Here is a 16,693-nt window from a genome sequence, read left to right on the forward strand (position 1 = left end):
TTTGTTACTTCTAATCGACCATTATTATCTTTTATAAAAAATTGCTCTAAATTACTTAATGATTCAGTAATTTTAGATTCATATCCAGTAGCAAGGAATATGCCATCAAAATTTAATTTTTTTATGCTTTTTTCTTGTAAAGAATAAAAAACAGCAATGTTATCTTCAACATCAATTGATTTTAATTCATAAAATTGATTAATTTTATGAATTAAATTTTGGATACTTTTTGAGAATACATTTTGTTATATAATTGCTTTATCAATGCAGAATCTACAACTGAGTAATTTGTATTTTTAAAATCTAGTAACACTTTTTCTTTAAGTTTTTCATCATAAGCAAAAAAATTTTTTGCTGAATGGCTACTGAAAATCTCGTTAGAAAATTCAGTTTCATCTGCTGGCCATAGTGAATAGTTTCTTAAACATAACTCTATATTTGGATAATGATCTGATAAATGATTAGTTATCTCTGCTGCACTTTGTCCAGATCCTATAACTAAGAATTTATAATCTGAATTTTTATCATTAAATTCATGTTCCAAATTATTTAAAAAATCATTGGGATGCATTATTTTTTTATTTTTTTCATCTAAGAAAATTCCCACGGGTATATTTTTAGTTATGCCTGTTGCTAATGAAATATTTTTTGCATACAATTTGCTGATTGTTTTATTATTATCTTCAATGCAAATTTCTAAATGATCAATTAAATGACCATCATAAATGGGATTAATACTTACAACTTTATGACCATATAATAAAACATAATCATTAAAGTGATTTGCTGACCATTTTAAATAGTCGTTATACTCCAGTCTACTAGGGAAAAAGTTTCTTAAATTTGCAAAGCCTTCTAAACGATCTGATGAAAATAGATAATTCAAGAATGTATACTTGCTAGTAGGATTCCTTAATGTTGCTAAATCTTTAAAAAAAGATATTTACATATCCGCTTCCGGAAGTAACATTCCAGGATGCCAGCCAAACTCGCTTTTACTTTCAATAAATTTAATTTGTAAGCCATCTTTGTTTAACATACCAGCGTCATCCATAGCAACCGCCACTGAAAGATTTGCCGGTCCAAATCCAACTCCAACAAAATCATAAATTTTCATATATCATTCCTTATGTAGTTTTAAAAAATAATATATAAATTGATCATCAATTTTATAATTTAATTTTTCATACAGAGCTCTAGCTTTGTGGTTTTCGATTGATGTGCATAATGAAATTCCATTATATGTAGAATTATTAGCAAAGCTTCTTACTTTTTCCATTAATTGGGTTGCAATACCGTACCTTCTGTAGCTTTTTATAATATATAAGTCATTCAAAATTATAGTTGGTGATATGGATAAAGAAGAATATGAAAAATATAGCTGTACGAAACCACATGCTATTTTATTGTCGTAGGCAAGGAAAATTATTGAATCATTGTTGATCAATCTTTCTTTAATGAATTTTTTTGATTCAGAATTACAATCCTCAATACCATAAAACTCTCGATATTCAGAAAAAAGTAATGATATATCATCAAGCTCGTTTAATGTTCCTTGTATTATATTAAATGGAATATTCATATGTTTATATATCCCTCATGATGCCATTTAGATAACTATTATCATAATATTAAACGGATTATATATTTTATTCAATGTTTTATTTTTAATAACATAGATTAATATTTTAAGGTTGTACTCTTCATATTTCTTCAGAATGGATCTTAATTCTAACAAAAAATTAAACAGGACGGTGAAATTACGGGCTCTTTTAATTTGGCACTTGCTCTTGATATTACTGATTTAAATGCCCAAAAAGTGAAACCTGAGCTTATGAAAATACATAGATTTGCTGGCGACTCCATCTTTGATGTTTCAATTTCATTAGATTAAATTAGCAAAAATAGCGGCTATTTCTTTATTAAAAAACGCAGAAGAGTCATTGAAAAACCAATAAAATAGATGATAAGATTGACTATTTTATCAAAAGTAAAGCACATCCTATCGTGTGTGGTTATGCTTTGTTGGAAAATCCAAATGATAAAAAAGGATTAAGAAGCAGTAAATTAAATGATATTGAGCCGCGGCATTCATTTAGTGAAGCATTTTCTCTTGCGTATTATTAAAGAAAGATCTAAGAAAAAACTTTCTTTACTAGAACTCTTAATCATTACTATACGGCATACATATAAATAATATTTAGCTGTCGTTTATGGTTGTTTGCAAGGAAGAGTTATCTAACATAAGGTAACTCATCCCATCGTGTTGTATAACAAGGACTCAGTAATTCACGTTTAATCTGTCAAGGTGCCTGTTTTCTTATTCCACCTGTAAGATTTTCTAGCGTTGTTTACAGTATTAGGAGAAAATACTGTAATGAATATGCATAAAAATACTAGACTAACGCCGTATCATCGAGAAGAGATTTGGCGTTTATACAATAAAGATAAAGTGACAGTTACGTCTCTGGCGTTAAGATTTAACGTCAGTCGCCCAACGATTTACAAAGCATTAAAACTTTGTCGTCACAAGTTGTTTAAACCGCAACTTAGTACGAATGAGCGCTATAAAACCATCAAATATGGTATTAAGCGGTTAGTTAAAGTCGAAAAATCGATTGAAGCGCGATTAAAACGCCAGGCTAAGCGTTACAACAAACGTTATCTTGGTTAGATGTTCCATGTTGATACCAAACGTTTACCGTTGCTGAAAGGTGAAGTAAAATCCTTGCGCCGAGAATATCTCTTTGTGGGCATTGATGATTATTCACGTGAATTATACGCAGGAATTTATGGTGATAAATCTCAATTTAGTTCTGCTGCATTTTTACAGCGTGATGTGTTAGCTCAAGTGCCGTATACTATTGAGTGTGTTTATTCGGATAATGGGCGGGAGTATAAAGGCACGCAGGAACATGCTTTTGTTAAGCTTTGTCGAGATAATAGGATTAATCAAAAATTCACAAAACCAGCATGTCCGCAAACAAATGGTAAGGCAGAACCGGTAATAAGAACACTCATGGAAATGTGGAACGAAAAGAAGCACTTTATCGACTCGGCAGACCGCCAAGCTAAATTACGTCGTTTTCTTAATTTCTATAACACAGTTAAACCACATAAAGGTTTGAATAGTGCGACACCTTATGAGATACTTGAATTTTATTTTAATCAAAAAGTGTAAACAACCCGTTTAAATCTAACAACTTATCATTTTTTTCTTTTGCTCTACATTTGTAGACATTTCAAATAAATCATACGGTGTATCCGTATGCTTAGCATGTAAGTCAAGTAACATCACTCCCGCTTTCATAAACAAAAAACCTTTTTTATAAATGGCCTGTAATCCCTTTTGCGCAGCTTGGATAATGAGTCTAGAGTCATCGGCAGGAGAAGGAAATCCCGCTCTAACAGGCGTATCTACCAACGTCAACTGATTTATAATAGAGGCATCAACACGGCCAAGCACAATACAACAAAATTTGTGCAAGAGAACTCCTAAAAACTAAAGTAAAGAAATTTCCACTATTTTTCTAATTATCGTGGCAAAAAAGAACATGTATAAATATATAGCATATAGTGCGAACATCAATAGATTTTAGTGTAAAAAAATAAAAATAACATACAAAATAGGACTTATATTGGATAAGACCTAAATAAATCTATGAGGATTCAAGTGATTAAAAGTGAATAGTTAATCTTTATCATAATGAGAGAGCCAGATAGTTTGCAGGGGAATATCTAAAACTTTTGCTATACAAGATTCAAAATCAGTAAAATTTCTAATATCAATATGATTATCTCGTATCAATTGGTCAAGTTTGATTCCTTTTTGACTAAGTTCTGAGACTACTTTCCGTGGTGTCCAGTTGTTGCTTCGCATGATAACCCTCATCAATGAGCCTCACAATAAACAGACAACTTAAACATCAGTAAAGAGAGGCGGAACTATGCACAGGTTGGCGTACCGAAACACTGAATCGGTGCATCTGAAGATGCCCCGTACATAGTTCGCCATAACAGAACAAGTATTAACTTAATGAATAAATTAATACCGGTTATAGCGAATACATTCAGTGTTTGGAGACGCCAATCTCCTTTGCTATAAAGGCATAAATATGCCAATGCCATTTATAACATTATCAAGAATAATGATTCAATATATTTCATTTAATTTGTTGACTGAAGCTTTTCAGTTGCATCGACTAAGGAATAACGTAATTCCATTAACGGAGAAGCTAAAATAGTTAGCAAATAAATAATTTGGACACTCAAAATTTAGGTTTGACTTTGATTGTACATCATATTATTTTAATCCATACCAGTCCAAAATAATCCATTTTCAAAAGGTAGACCCAAAGGTAGAACAGAGATTTACACATAAGATGAAGCATGAATAATTTACATAAAATCAATGAGTTAAATTTAAATTCGAATTCCAGCTTTTTCCTGCGCTTCCGCCATATCCTTTTCTAGATTTCAAATAACATCTCGCCTTGTTTTTTATTCAACTAAAACTTAACCAAATATCTGTGTATTATCTGTTATATAGAAACAATGTATAAATTCGTAAAGTGATAGCAAAAATAATTTTGTATTAACATTAATAAAAAGCTATTTTATAAATTTGTTTATTATATACATCTAAAGTAAGCAACCTATAATTAAACAAATCCATAAAATTGGTGCATCTTATTTATCCAAATAACATTAACGAAAAACATAATATATTCTTTACTTTAAAATGATTAAATTTTAAGCTTCATCATTATTGGTACCGTTTCTTTAATAATTGAATTATATGAAGTGTAATATAAATAATTATTTATCTAGGTTTAACTTGTTATTTTAATATCACCTTTTATATTTTTTATTAGCAAGTATAAAACATTTTCTATGTATTCTAATATGATTAGAAAAAGTATATAATGCTACAATTTTATTCAAGGTATTGTGGCTGCAATGAAATTAAAGTATAGATCTGATATTGATGGACTTAGGGCATTAGCTGTACTTTCTGTAATTATTTACCATCTAAATAATAACTGGTTACAAGGCGGTTTTATTGGTGTTGATATATTTTTTGTGATTTCTGGTTTTTTGATTACCAAAATAATTTATAGTGAAATTTGCAATAATACATTTAGTTTCAAAAATTTTTACCAAAGACGAATAAACCGCATTTTACCGGTCTTTTTTTGTGTAATGCTTCTCACTTCAATTTTTACCTGGTACCTCTTTTTACCAAAAGACTTGATGTTATTTTTACGCAGTTTAAAATCGACTACCTATTTTTGGGAAAACATGTTTTTTGCGCAAAATACAGGCGGGTATTGGGATACTTCAGCTGAATCTATGCCAATACTACATACTTGGAGCCTTGCTGTAGAAGAACAGTTTTATATTATTCTTCCCGTTATTCTATTAATTCTTTTAAAAACGAAACAACGATCAATTAAATTAGTATTGAGCGTTCTTTTTATAATTGCGTTTATATCATTTTTACTAGCTCAAATTTCACCAGAATCTGCATTTTTAACCAAATACAACTACTATTCTCTTTTTACAGGACGCGCTGGTGAATTATTAATAGGCTCTATTATTGGAATTATTTCAGTTAATATAGATAACAAACATAATGGTCTTAACAACTTAGCACAGCAACAAGCTTTGCTCATTAGATGCAATATAATGTCATTTATTGGTTTGATTGGAATTGTTTTATCTATAACTTTTATTTCTGATAAAATACTATTCCCTAGTTTTTGGGCTGTTATACCAGCTATTAGTGCTGCTACAATTCTATATTGTTATCATCCTAAAACCATTGTATCAAGATTATTATCTTTAAAACCTGTAGTCTTTGTTGGTAAAATTTCTTATTCTCTATATTTATGGCATTGGCCGATAATTGTTCTTACTCGAAAATACCTCTTTATTAAAGAATTTAACTCAGCAGAGCAATACATTATTGTTTCCCTTATTACCTTAATTTTATCTATAATATCTTACTTTTTAATTGAGAGGCCTTGCCGGATTAATAAAAGAAGCTTTAAATATTCTTTTATTACTTATTATATATTTCCCGTTTTAGTAATCTTTTCTGTATATTATATGCAAAAAGAGACTAAATTTTTAGATTATCGATATAAAGAGAAATTAGAGCTTTATAAGTTGCAAGGACAATATTTAGATCCATCTGAAAATTTTTGTATTAGTAGAATTGTAGGTGATTGTGTTTTTGGAGATAAAACTAAAAAACCTAATATTGTACTATTCGGAGATTCTCATTCTGGCCATTATTCGCCATACTTAGATGAAGCAGGTAAAAAATACGGATTTGCTGTAAAAATTATTAATGCGCATGCTTGCACTTTTTTACCAGAGCAATATGATTTAAATTTAATCGATTCTAGATTCAAAAAAGATTGTGAAGATCTTCGAAGGGATGTCACTAAAGCAATTGAAGAGTCAAAAATAATAATATATGCAGGACGTTATAATGGTTACGATTATAATGGAGAACTCTTAATTGTTAAATATTTGCCCAAATTTATCGATAAAACTAATAAAAAATTTATTGTATTAGCTCAAGTTCCATGGATTGATACAAATGAACATGAAAGATTTATAGCTAATTATTTACAGGGCATACCTTTTACAAGCAGCCACTTTATCACTAATAGTGAAAAATTACCAAATAAGCTTATTGAAGAAGAAGTAAAAGGTAAAGCAATATTCTTCAATCCATTGAATGATTTAAACGAAGAATCTAAAAAAGAGTGGCCTATATATAATGGGTTAATTGCTTATAGCTATGATGGTCATTTAGGTGAGTATGTAACTCGTCAATGGTCCAAAGAAGTTTTACCAAAACAAAAAGAATTTTGGAAACAACTGGCTAAAGAAGCAAATGAATAAATCACTCGTATCATAATATACTGTTCCCCCATATTTGATTTTGCACATAGTTTCTTTAAATATAGGGGAAATATTAAGATTCACAAACAAATTAATTTTTTATTTAATACATAACGTTATGATTTTTAATTTTTATGCTTCAAAATTGTTTTTTTAAGTACTCTCTTTTTGAAAGTGGCGTTGTTTTTCTATTTAACTTTTTATCTAAAAAGATAATTATATGCAACACCCAGTAATACGTATGAAGAGCATAATATTAAGAAACCTTAATTCGGTGGTTCTATAGATGGAATTAAAATACAGATCTGATATTGATGGGCTTAGGGCATTTGCAGTCATCGCAGTTATTGCTTATCACCTTAATCATCATTGGCTACATGGTGGCTTTATTGGTGTAGATATATTTTTTGTTATCTCAGGATTTCTTATCACCAAAATAATTTATGGTGAAATTATCAATAATACATTTAGTTTTAAAAACTTTTATCAAAGACGGATTAATCGCATATTACCGGTTTTTTTCTTCGTCATGCTCTTCACTGCATTTTTTTCATGGTATATATTATTACCTAATGATTTTATGTTGTTTTTCCGTAGTTTAAAATCAACAACTTATTTCTGGGAAAATATGTTTTTTGCAAGGCATACTGGAGGATATTGGGATTCATCTGCAGAATCAATGCCAATTTTGCACACTTGGAGTTTAGCCGTTGAAGAACAGTTCTACATTATATTACCATTTATATTATTATTAATATTAAGGTTAAAGCAGCAATCTGCAACTAAAATAGCATTAATTGTTTTTGTCATTATAGCTTTCCTGTCTTTCTTATTAGCTCAAATTTCACCATTAGCTCGATTATTAACTAAATACAATTATTATTCATTACTTACTGGGAGGGCTGGTGAACTATTAATAGGCTCTATTTTGGGAATTTTATCGATATATAGAGATAAAAATAAATATATTGGAACAAATTTTACGAAAAATAATGTACTAACACTTATAGGCTTTATTGGGATATCTTTATCAGTTACTTTATTTTCAGATAAAATATTATTTCCTAGTTTTTGGGCTATCTTTCCAACAATTAGCACAGGTTTGATTTTATATTTTTACCACCCTAAAACTATAGTCTCTAGATTGCTATCATTAAAACCCATTGTTTTTATAGGTAAAATATCCTATTCTCTATATTTATGGCATTGGCCTATAATTGTGCTGTCGCGAAAATACCTTTTTGTCGAGCAGTTTTATAAACCAAAGCAATACTTTTGGATTGTAGTTGGTACTTTGCTTATATCTATATTAACTTATTATTTTATTGAACGACCTTGTCGTTTGAAAAAACGAAGTTTTAAATTTTCATTAATTGTCTATTACATTCTACCTGTAACAGTAATTTTAACTATCTATTATGCACAAAAATCAACTAAATTTTTAAATACACATAGCCTAGAAAGACTTCAACTTTACTATTTACAAACAGAATATTTAAATCCAGCAGAAAATTTTTGTATGGGTGAAATTAAAGGCAATTGTATTTTTGGTGATAAAACAAAACGAGCAAATATATTATTATTTGGTGATTCTCATTCGGGACATTATTCTCCTTATCTTGATGAAGCAGGGAAGAAATATGGATTTGCTGTAAAAATTATTAATTCTCCAGCTTGTACTTTTTTACCTGAACAAATTAAGTTAGATATAATACCTTCTGAATTTAAAAGAAAATGTTTGAAGTTAGGAAAAGAAGTTACCAAAGCTATACAAGAAGCAAAAATTCTAATATACGCAGGACGATATAATGCATATGCTTACAATAAAAAAGGTAAACAACAACATTTAATAGTTAATTATTTAGCAACTAATATAACTAAATACAATAAAAAAACAATTGTTCTATCCCAAGCACCTTGGATAAATGTTAAAGAGCATGAAAAATTTATGGTTTATTTCTTGCACAATAAACCTTTTAAAAGTAAGAAATTTATTACTAATCAAGAAAAATTTGCTAACGCAATGATTCAAAATTCCATTTATGGAAAAGCAATTTTTTTCGATCCATTAAATGGATTAAATGAAAAATCGAGAAAAGAATGGCCTATTTACAAAGGGTTAATTGCATATTCTCATGACGGCCATTTAAATGAATATGTAACACGATTATGGTCACAAGAAGTTTTACCAACACAACAAGCTTTTTGGCAACAATTAGCTAAAGAAGCAAATGAATAGTTTATTAATAAGTGAACAAGATGATAAAAATATTTATTTTTCATCATCTGCCACTTTTTAATTAAGAATACAAAAACTTAAATATAGCCCCAAATTAATTAAGGCTATATTTTTTATATTGAAAATTTATTATCAAATAAATCAGTTATCTATTTTTTGCATTATATTCATCATAATACTCTTGAGCAAGTTTGCGCATTGATAAACCAATTGAAGCATATTGGTGCTCATTTAAATTAGCTAAAGATGCACGAGCTGATGGGTGTTGAACAGCGAACCCTTTACCTGGCAGAAGAACTACACCTGCTTCATCAGCAATCCTAAAGAGCATTTCAGAAGGATTTTTATTTTTTAAGATCCATTTTGCAAATTTATCGTCATAAAGTTCTCGGCAAATATGTTCAAGATCGATTAATGTATAGTAATCGACACTATTTTCATCTATTTGATGTTTAAGACCAACATGTTGATAAAGTGAAGCTGCTCTACGGCGAATTAATGATTTTAATATAGATTTATAACTTTCATCGGCATCCATCATTTCGCATAATGCAAATAATACCATTTGTACCTGCTGCGGGGTAGAAAGTCCTGCGGTATGATTCAATGCAACAGCACGACTATCAGCAACTAGCCGATCGATAAATTTAAGATTCTCAGGATCAGTAACAATTGAACTGTAACGCTTATTCAGAATTTGTTTTGTTTTACTTGGTAAAGTTTTAATAGTTTTATCAATAACATTATCTTTATTTATTGCAATAACTCCTAAACGCCAACCTGTTGCACCAAAATATTTAGAAAATGAATAGACCAGGATAGTATTTTGGGGACAAACAGCAAACAAAGATTGAAAATCATCGGCAAATGTACCATAAACATCATCGGTTAAAATAATTAAATCAGGACGTTTTTTAACAATATCAGCTATAATTTTCAGGCTTTTACTATCAATTTTCACAGAAGGAGGATTTGAAGGATTCACCAGGAAGAAAGCTTTGATAGAAGAATCTTCCAATTTACGTAATTCTGCTTCAGGATACTGCCAATTTAAGTTAGGATCAGAATTAACTAATATCTCAACTAATTGATAATCATTTAAAGATGGAATTTCAAGATAAGGCGTAAAGATAGGTGCTCCTATTGCAATTTTATCACCTTTTTCAATCAAACCATTTTCTTTCATTGAATTAAATATGTAAGCCATAGCTGCTGTACCACCTTCTACAGCAAACAGATCAATATCACCACGATCAAGATATTGGGCTCCCATTTGCTGCAAAACATAGGCTTTTACTATCTCTTCACTAAATTGTAACATCCTATCCGGAACAGGATAATTACACCCTAAAATACCTTCTACCATTTCTTGTAAAAAGGCATTTTCGTCAAGCCCTAATTGATCACGAATATAAGAAAAGGCTTTACCTAAAAAGGAGACACCAGGGGTGTTACAGTTTTGATAAATAAAATGTTCAAAACGCCCAGTTAATCCGGATTTAATTGGAAAGCCCCCTATCCCTTCATTCAAGTAAGAATAAGACATTTCTGATTCTTGCACCGCAAAAACACCTAATTGAAAAAATGCCTGTCTTGGCCAAGTAGCTAGAAAATTAGGATTTCCACGTCCAGCATTTAACATCACATGATCTGTATGGCTTTGTGCAAGTTTAATTAAGTTATCTTTTAATTCAAAAGGGCTTAAATTAGCATATTTAGCGTACTCTGATTTAGTCTTCATAAGAATTTACCTTTAAATTGATATTACAATTAAACAAAAGCAACTACAAATGGACCTAAAAGTGTTAAGAAAACATTAGCTAATGCATAAGTAATAGCGAAAGAGTTAGTTGGTATTGAGTTGCCGGCTTTATTTAGCACTTCCCCAAAAGCTGGATTAGCACTTCGAGAACCAGCTAAGGCACCAGCAAATACTGCCGCATTTTTATAACCAAGGATATATTTACCAAAATAGATAGCAAGTAACATTGGTAATAATGTGACAATCACACCTATTAAAAATAGGGAAATCCCTTGTTCTTTTATAGTATCAATTGCTTGAAGCCCTGAACTTAAACCAACTACAGCAACAAAGCCAGCTAAACCAAAATCTTTTAAAAGTTGTAGCGCTCCGGAAGGAATGTTTCCATAAGTTTGATGCAGAGCACGATACCAACCAAATAATAAACCAGAAAGTAATGCTCCTCCGCCAGCCCCTAATGTAATTGGGATATGACTTACATGAATAACAATTAAACCAATAATAAGTCCAACGACCAAACCTAGGCCATGAAATATCCAATCAGTTTTCTCGCTTTTGGTAATTGGCGCACCAATTTTATCAATTACACGCCGAAGATCACTATCAGCACCGTAAATAGTTATCACATCACCAAGTTTTAAGACAATATCATTATTAAGTGGAAGAGGCTGACCATCTCGATGAATAGCGACTAAATAAATACCATGCTTTAACTTCATAACTTCATCAGAGGAAAGCACCTGCATTAAGTTTTCACCAACATAACGAGAGTTACGCATCTCAACATCTTGCGTATTCATAATAACATCCATCCCTGAGGCAGAATTAACCTCAGTGCCAAGAAGATCATTTGCTTGAATCATGGCATCGCGATGACCAACAACCAAAATAATATCTTTTTCTTTTATTAAAACATCTGGAGTTGCTTCTAAAATTTTATTGTCACGTTTTATTCGTTCAATGCTAATACCATTAACCATTTTTTCAATATCAGAAACGCTTTGATTAATCTTATTAGTTACATGATATAAACGACCACTAATATCAGATAAAGCGAAATTTTGATTAGCGCCTAATAATAGCGAGCCATTAAGCTGTTCTGATTGAGCTTTTATGGCATCATCACTAATATCTCGCCCCATTATTTTTGGTAAAATATTAACACAAACAATGATTGCCCCTAGCGAACCAAAGATATAAGTAACGGCATAGCCAATTGTCACATTACCCTGCAATCTCCTGAGCTCTTCGGCACTTAAACCCAGCTGACTTAAAGCATCAGAAGCTGTACCCATAATAGCTGATTGAGTTAACCCACCTGCAGCCAATCCTGCAGCTAACCCTTTATCTAAATTGAAAACTTTTGCTAATACTACCACTGTCACAAAACCAATTATAGCAATAAACAATGCTAAAAAGATTTCTCGTAATGTTTTAACACCTAGTGATCGAAAAAACTGTGGACCACTTTCAAAACCAACAGCATAGATAAACAGTGCGAAAAGAACTGCTTTAACACCAGAATCAACTGTAACGCCAAAAACACTTAGTGCAACAGCAACAAGCAATGAGCCTGCAACTCCACCAAGCTGAAATTTACCTATACGAATACTGCCAATTAAATAACCCAAACTCAAAGAAAGAAATAAAAGAATTTCCGGTGAGTGTTTTAGTCCATCTAAAATCCAATTTGAAAGCCATTGAAACATAATAATTGTCCTCAAGTGCTAAAAATGGTGAATTAAAAATATAAGAAAAGATACAAAAAGGGGTTTAAAAAATATTCATTAAAATATTATGAATACGTATTTATACTAAACTGTTATTGAAAGAATAGAAAGTCAATTTTAACAATTGATATCATTGTTAGAAAAATGATTAATCAATAATTATGCATTTTTAATTTAAAAACAGATATAACAAAGTTGACTATATTAATAAGCCCAATAACAAATTGGGCTTATTGCATATCTCAAAACAACTTAAATATAAGTGAATAAAATGTAAGAAACTTAATTATTTCGCCTTAGCAAGATTTAACTTAATATTATTATCAAGTTTTTTTATCCAACGTTTATAATTTCGGTGAATTTGACCTTTATTATTGGTTAAATTTGTACTACCAGAAACAAAATTAATTGCATAACCTTCAGCAGAATAAGGTATATTAACAACAACTTGATACTCGCGATTGACTAAAGTAGCACGAATTGTATTTTTATCAGCAACAGTCATTTTCCAATTACTAAATCTGGATGGTTCTTTAGTGGCAGATGCTAAAATAGCTGCTTTTACTTGCTCTTTAGTAAGACCATTCACTTGTGTATAAGTATTTTTTGGAGTGTCATATTTATTATTACCGCAACCAAATAAAAATGAGATGAATAAAAGTATCGATAAATATTTTAATAACTTCATTTATTACTCCTTGAATTATTGTTAATTATGTTCACTTAACGCTTTTTACATATTAATAATGAATGACCAAAACCTAGGCCATCGATATCTTTCTCGACGTGAAAACCTGCATCATTCAGACATTTATAAAATACTTTAGAGTGATAGAAACGACTATTGCCATTTGCCAAGCACGTAAAATATAAAGAAGAAGCATTCAAGCTTAATGCACCCGCTTCAAAATCTTGTCTATCCCAAAAAATATCCATTATGCAAACTGTAGCATCATCTTTCATACTACGGTGAACTAACTTTAAAATGTTTGTAATTTGCTCTTCACTAAAACAATCTAGAAATTGGCTCATCCACCAAACATCTGCTTTATTAGGTAGCCTTTCAGCAGATAATAAGTCTACAGCATAACTATCAATGCGATGTTCTAAACCAATTTGCTTAATATTTTTTTCAGCAACAGTAATTTGTTCTGGTAAATCAAGTAATGTCACCTTAATATCAGGATTGTGTTTTGCACAATAAATTGCCCACTTTCCGGTATTTCCACCAACATCATATATATGTTTGGGGTTTAGCTGGTTAACATAAAGAAAAGCGCTAGGAAATGAGTGATCGGAATAAAAATGATCAAACTCAAACCAACTTTGTTTAGCTTTTTCAGGTAATTGCTGTAATGCTGGATAAATTGTCTTCCAATCTCCAAAAACCTTTAATCCTTTTGGACAACCGCTTTCTAAAGAATCTTGAAGATAGAACATACCTTGATAACAAACATCCTGAGTGAAATTAAGGTTAACATGAGTCATTCTATCATGTAATAAATAATGACCTATTTTACCTAAGATATAATGCGAATCATGTTGATAAATAACATGCATGCTCAAACCAACATCTAACAAAAGTTGAATTGCATAAGGAGATAAAGAAACTTCTTTGACTAAGTTATCAATACTGATTCCTTTTTGACCTGCTCGGTCTAAACACGCCAAAATTCCCTTATTTTTCATGCAAACAATTGCTTGAAATAAAATTGGTGAAAATGCTATTTTTTGCGCTTCAGTAATTGCCTCTAATGCGGTATAGATATCTTTATCATATCCATATTTTGAATTTTCTTGTGTAGCCAATAGTATTGCCTTTTTTAAATTTTGATGTAGTATTTACAAATTATAAATATATGTAATAATTTGGTCAATAAATTAACAAATTATAGTTAATATAAGTAATTAATAAAAATATTAATAAAATGAATTTTTCTTTTGCAGTTGAGAGTTGGTTTGCTTTATCTTCAGGATTATCAAAGAAACATGATTGGGAATTATGGTCTAAAAATCCCGTTCATGATTGGAGTTTACCATTACCTAAAGTAACAAAAATACCTATGATGCAATCTCGAAGAATGAGTATCGCATCACGATTTGCTGTTGAAGTAGGGCTTAATCTTATTGAGAATAATAATTTGGATTTAGCTATTTTCACTAGCCAACATGGCGAATTAGAAAGAACCTATAAAATTTTATCTACACTGAATCGAAATATAGATATCTCGCCAACTGATTTTACTCTTTCTGTTCATAATACCGCCTCTGGATTATTGACTATCGTTAGTAATAAAACGATACCGATAAGCTCACTTTCAGCTCATAATGACAGCTTCCAACAAGGCTTGATTGAATCTCTTGCAGTATTGCATCAAGGAAATAAAAAAGTCTTATTGATTGACTTTGATGGATTGGTTCCTGAAGCATACCACAAAGAAATCAAACCGTTAGTTCCTGCTTATGCAGTTGGATATATATTGGCAAAAGGTAATGAAATTAATTGCCAAAGCATCAAAAAAACACCGAAGATTTATCAGCCCGATTATCCTCAATCTCTTGCTTTTTTGCATGCATATTTGAATAAACAAAAACAATTTACAATACAAGGAAATACTCAGGATTGGCAATGGACATTAAACCTTTAGTAAAAAAAAATAATTACAGCATCAACCAATGGTGGCGATTATTTGCTACTGCATTAGGATTCATGCTTTTTGGATTATGTGGTTTAGTTGTATTATCAATATTGTGGTTTAGCTTATTAAGGCTATTTGTTTGGAATAAAAACAAACGAATCGTTATTGTTCAAATAAGTATCAGTTTTAGTTTTAGAATTTTTATAAGGATATTAAAATTCTTAAACGTCATTCAATATCAATTTGATGGCCTCGAAAAACTTAATCAAGATAAAAATTGCTTAATCGTTGCTAATCATCCTTCTTTACTTGACTTTGTACTCTTAGCATCTGTTATGCCTCGTTGTGATTGTTTGGTTAAGGGAGCATTACTTCATAATGTTTTTGTCAGCCGAATAATTAAAACAGCAGGCTATATCCTAAATGCTGAATCTGAAAAAATATTACCACAGTGCCAGAATATACTACTAAATGGAGGCCGAATATTAATATTTCCAGAAGGAACAAGAACTGTCCCTAATCAACCAATAAAATTACATAGAGGTGCTGCTAATATTGCTTTACGCTGTCATGCAAACATCCGTGTAGTTCATATTCAATGTGATCCACCTTATCTAATTAAACATCAAAGGTGGTATGACATACCAATCCAAAAAGCTTCTTTTAAAATTACAGTTGGAGAAAAGATTTTGATTGATGATTTTATGGATCAAAATACAACTATTGCAGCAAGAAGATTAACCAGCTATTTAACCTCATTTTTTACTAAAAGTAGGATAAATTAATATTGATCAAATAGAAAAAGGAAACCTAATGGAAAACTTACATCATGACATTAAAGTACTTATAATTGAAGTTCTTAATCTTGAAGATATCACACCTGATGATATTGAAACTGAAGCGCCATTATTCGTCGAAGGATTAGGCTTAGATTCAATAGATGCATTAGAGCTTGGTTTAGCTATTAAAAAAGAATATGGTATTGTTTTATCGGCTGAAAGTGACGAAACTAAAAAAGCGTTTTATTCAGTCAAGACATTAGCTAGTTTTATCTTATCACAAAAACAATAAGGAGCATTATAGTATGGAAAAGCAACAAATTTTTGAACAAGTCAAATCTGTACTAGTGCAAATTTTTGAACTACCTGAAGGTGACATAAAACCTGAATCAAAACTATTTGAAGAACTAGATCTTGATAGCATTGATGCTGTTGACTTAGTTGTGCATCTACAAAAGCTGATTGGTAAAAAAGTAGAGCCTGAAACTTTTAAATCAGTTAGAACGGTACAAGATGTTGTTGAAGCCGTATATAATCTATCAAATACAAAATAATTGGCATGAAAAAAATTAAGTTAATAACAAAATGTGTAACAAGTATTTTAATCGTTTGTTACCCTTTTATTA

The 16,693-nt window shown here is 30.5% G+C and carries 13 protein-coding genes and 2 pseudogenes; 7 read left to right on the forward strand and 8 right to left on the reverse strand.

Annotated features, from left to right (window positions below; all coding sequences use genetic code 11):
* Positions 1-211: 211 nt before the first annotated feature.
* The 3 genes and pseudogenes from A9G36_RS00665 to A9G36_RS10435 form a co-directional block, all read right to left on the reverse strand.
* Positions 212-1,117 (reverse strand): annotated as a pseudogene (locus A9G36_RS00665) (SidA/IucD/PvdA family monooxygenase).
* A gap of 3 nt (positions 1,118-1,120) precedes the next feature.
* Positions 1,121-1,582, reverse strand: a complete 462-nt coding sequence (locus A9G36_RS00670) for a GNAT family N-acetyltransferase (protein WP_065568756.1) — start codon at positions 1,580-1,582, stop codon at positions 1,121-1,123.
* Positions 1,583-2,234: 652 nt separating this feature from the next.
* Positions 2,235-2,300, reverse strand: coding sequence for a DUF4113 domain-containing protein (locus A9G36_RS10435; protein ID WP_081295248.1), 66 nt, complete (start codon positions 2,298-2,300; stop codon positions 2,235-2,237).
* A 77-nt stretch (positions 2,301-2,377) separates the two neighbouring features.
* On the opposite strand from A9G36_RS10435, the pseudogene A9G36_RS10440 reads away from it, so the two are divergent.
* A pseudogene (locus A9G36_RS10440) lies at positions 2,378-3,181 on the forward strand (integrase core domain-containing protein).
* A gap of 15 nt (positions 3,182-3,196) precedes the next feature.
* Here the strand turns inward: A9G36_RS10440 and A9G36_RS00680 are convergent.
* A complete protein-coding gene (locus A9G36_RS00680; protein WP_141670595.1) occupies positions 3,197-3,430 on the reverse strand; it encodes a hypothetical protein in 234 nt (77 codons plus the stop codon).
* 1,529 nt (positions 3,431-4,959) lie between these two features.
* Between A9G36_RS00680 and A9G36_RS00690 the strand changes: the two genes are divergently transcribed.
* Both A9G36_RS00690 and A9G36_RS00695 read left to right on the forward strand, forming a co-directional pair.
* The gene (locus A9G36_RS00690) at positions 4,960-6,918 is read left to right on the forward strand and encodes an acyltransferase family protein (RefSeq protein WP_255305577.1); all 1,959 of its coding nucleotides are present in this window, start codon (positions 4,960-4,962) and stop codon (positions 6,916-6,918) included.
* A 286-nt stretch (positions 6,919-7,204) separates the two neighbouring features.
* Complete coding sequence (locus A9G36_RS00695; protein WP_065568760.1) at positions 7,205-9,157, forward strand: acyltransferase family protein; 1,953 nt, start codon at positions 7,205-7,207, stop codon at positions 9,155-9,157.
* A gap of 145 nt (positions 9,158-9,302) precedes the next feature.
* Here A9G36_RS00695 and A9G36_RS00700 read toward each other — a convergent pair whose 3' ends face one another.
* The 4 genes from A9G36_RS00700 to A9G36_RS00715 all read right to left on the reverse strand — a co-directional run bounded on the left by A9G36_RS00700 (position 9,303) and on the right by A9G36_RS00715 (position 14,458).
* Positions 9,303-10,898, reverse strand: coding sequence for a bifunctional aspartate transaminase/aspartate 4-decarboxylase (locus tag A9G36_RS00700; protein ID WP_065568761.1), 1,596 nt, complete (start codon positions 10,896-10,898; stop codon positions 9,303-9,305).
* A 29-nt stretch (positions 10,899-10,927) separates the two neighbouring features.
* Positions 10,928-12,628 (reverse strand): aspartate-alanine antiporter, encoded by a 1,701-nt coding sequence (gene aspT, locus A9G36_RS00705; RefSeq protein ID WP_034943495.1) that lies wholly within the window; start codon positions 12,626-12,628, stop codon positions 10,928-10,930.
* A gap of 307 nt (positions 12,629-12,935) precedes the next feature.
* Positions 12,936-13,337 carry a hypothetical protein gene (locus A9G36_RS00710; protein ID WP_065568762.1) on the reverse strand — a complete coding sequence of 134 codons (402 nt, stop codon included), beginning with the start codon at positions 13,335-13,337 and terminating at the stop codon, positions 12,936-12,938.
* A 35-nt stretch (positions 13,338-13,372) separates the two neighbouring features.
* Entirely contained in the window at positions 13,373-14,458 is a 1,086-nt protein-coding gene (locus tag A9G36_RS00715) for a class I SAM-dependent methyltransferase (protein WP_065568763.1), read from the reverse strand.
* 119 nt (positions 14,459-14,577) lie between these two features.
* Here A9G36_RS00715 and A9G36_RS00720 point away from each other — a divergent pair, with 119 nt between their 5' ends.
* The 4 genes from A9G36_RS00720 to A9G36_RS00735 are packed head-to-tail and all read left to right on the forward strand — an operon-like array spanning position 14,578 to position 16,621.
* Positions 14,578-15,297 carry a beta-ketoacyl synthase chain length factor gene (locus A9G36_RS00720; protein WP_034943497.1) on the forward strand — a complete coding sequence of 240 codons (720 nt, stop codon included), beginning with the start codon at positions 14,578-14,580 and terminating at the stop codon, positions 15,295-15,297.
* Entirely contained in the window at positions 15,279-16,073 is a 795-nt protein-coding gene (locus A9G36_RS00725) for a lysophospholipid acyltransferase family protein (protein WP_065568764.1), read from the forward strand. Before A9G36_RS00720 ends, A9G36_RS00725 begins: the two co-directional genes overlap by 19 nt.
* 28 nt (positions 16,074-16,101) lie before the next feature.
* Positions 16,102-16,359 (forward strand): phosphopantetheine-binding protein, encoded by a 258-nt coding sequence (locus tag A9G36_RS00730; protein WP_034943499.1) that lies wholly within the window; start codon positions 16,102-16,104, stop codon positions 16,357-16,359.
* Between the two features lie 13 nt (positions 16,360-16,372).
* Positions 16,373-16,621 carry an acyl carrier protein gene (locus A9G36_RS00735; protein WP_034943500.1) on the forward strand — a complete coding sequence of 83 codons (249 nt, stop codon included), beginning with the start codon at positions 16,373-16,375 and terminating at the stop codon, positions 16,619-16,621.
* Positions 16,622-16,693: the final 72 nt, after the last annotated feature.

This window comes from Gilliamella sp. Choc6-1 (assembly GCF_001690385.1).
GTDB lineage: Bacteria > Pseudomonadota > Gammaproteobacteria > Enterobacterales > Orbaceae > Gilliamella > Gilliamella apicola_A.

What these genes read in the sequence shown, in the direction of transcription:
- A9G36_RS00670 (WP_065568756.1), bottom strand. Translation starts at nt 1,582, where the DNA reads ATGAATATTCCATTTAATATAATACAAGGAACATTAAACGAGCTTGAT.
- A9G36_RS00690 (WP_255305577.1), top strand. Translation starts at nt 4,960, where the DNA reads ATGAAATTAAAGTATAGATCTGATATTGATGGACTTAGGGCATTAGCT.
- A9G36_RS00695 (WP_065568760.1), top strand. Translation starts at nt 7,205, where the DNA reads ATGGAATTAAAATACAGATCTGATATTGATGGGCTTAGGGCATTTGCA.
- A9G36_RS00700 (WP_065568761.1), bottom strand. Translation starts at nt 10,898, where the DNA reads ATGAAGACTAAATCAGAGTACGCTAAATATGCTAATTTAAGCCCTTTT.
- aspT (WP_034943495.1), bottom strand. Translation starts at nt 12,628, where the DNA reads ATGTTTCAATGGCTTTCAAATTGGATTTTAGATGGACTAAAACACTCA.
- A9G36_RS00710 (WP_065568762.1), bottom strand. Translation starts at nt 13,337, where the DNA reads ATGAAGTTATTAAAATATTTATCGATACTTTTATTCATCTCATTTTTA.
- A9G36_RS00720 (WP_034943497.1), top strand. Translation starts at nt 14,578, where the DNA reads ATGAATTTTTCTTTTGCAGTTGAGAGTTGGTTTGCTTTATCTTCAGGA.
- A9G36_RS00725 (WP_065568764.1), top strand. Translation starts at nt 15,279, where the DNA reads ATGGACATTAAACCTTTAGTAAAAAAAAATAATTACAGCATCAACCAA.
- A9G36_RS00730 (WP_034943499.1), top strand. Translation starts at nt 16,102, where the DNA reads ATGGAAAACTTACATCATGACATTAAAGTACTTATAATTGAAGTTCTT.
- A9G36_RS00735 (WP_034943500.1), top strand. Translation starts at nt 16,373, where the DNA reads ATGGAAAAGCAACAAATTTTTGAACAAGTCAAATCTGTACTAGTGCAA.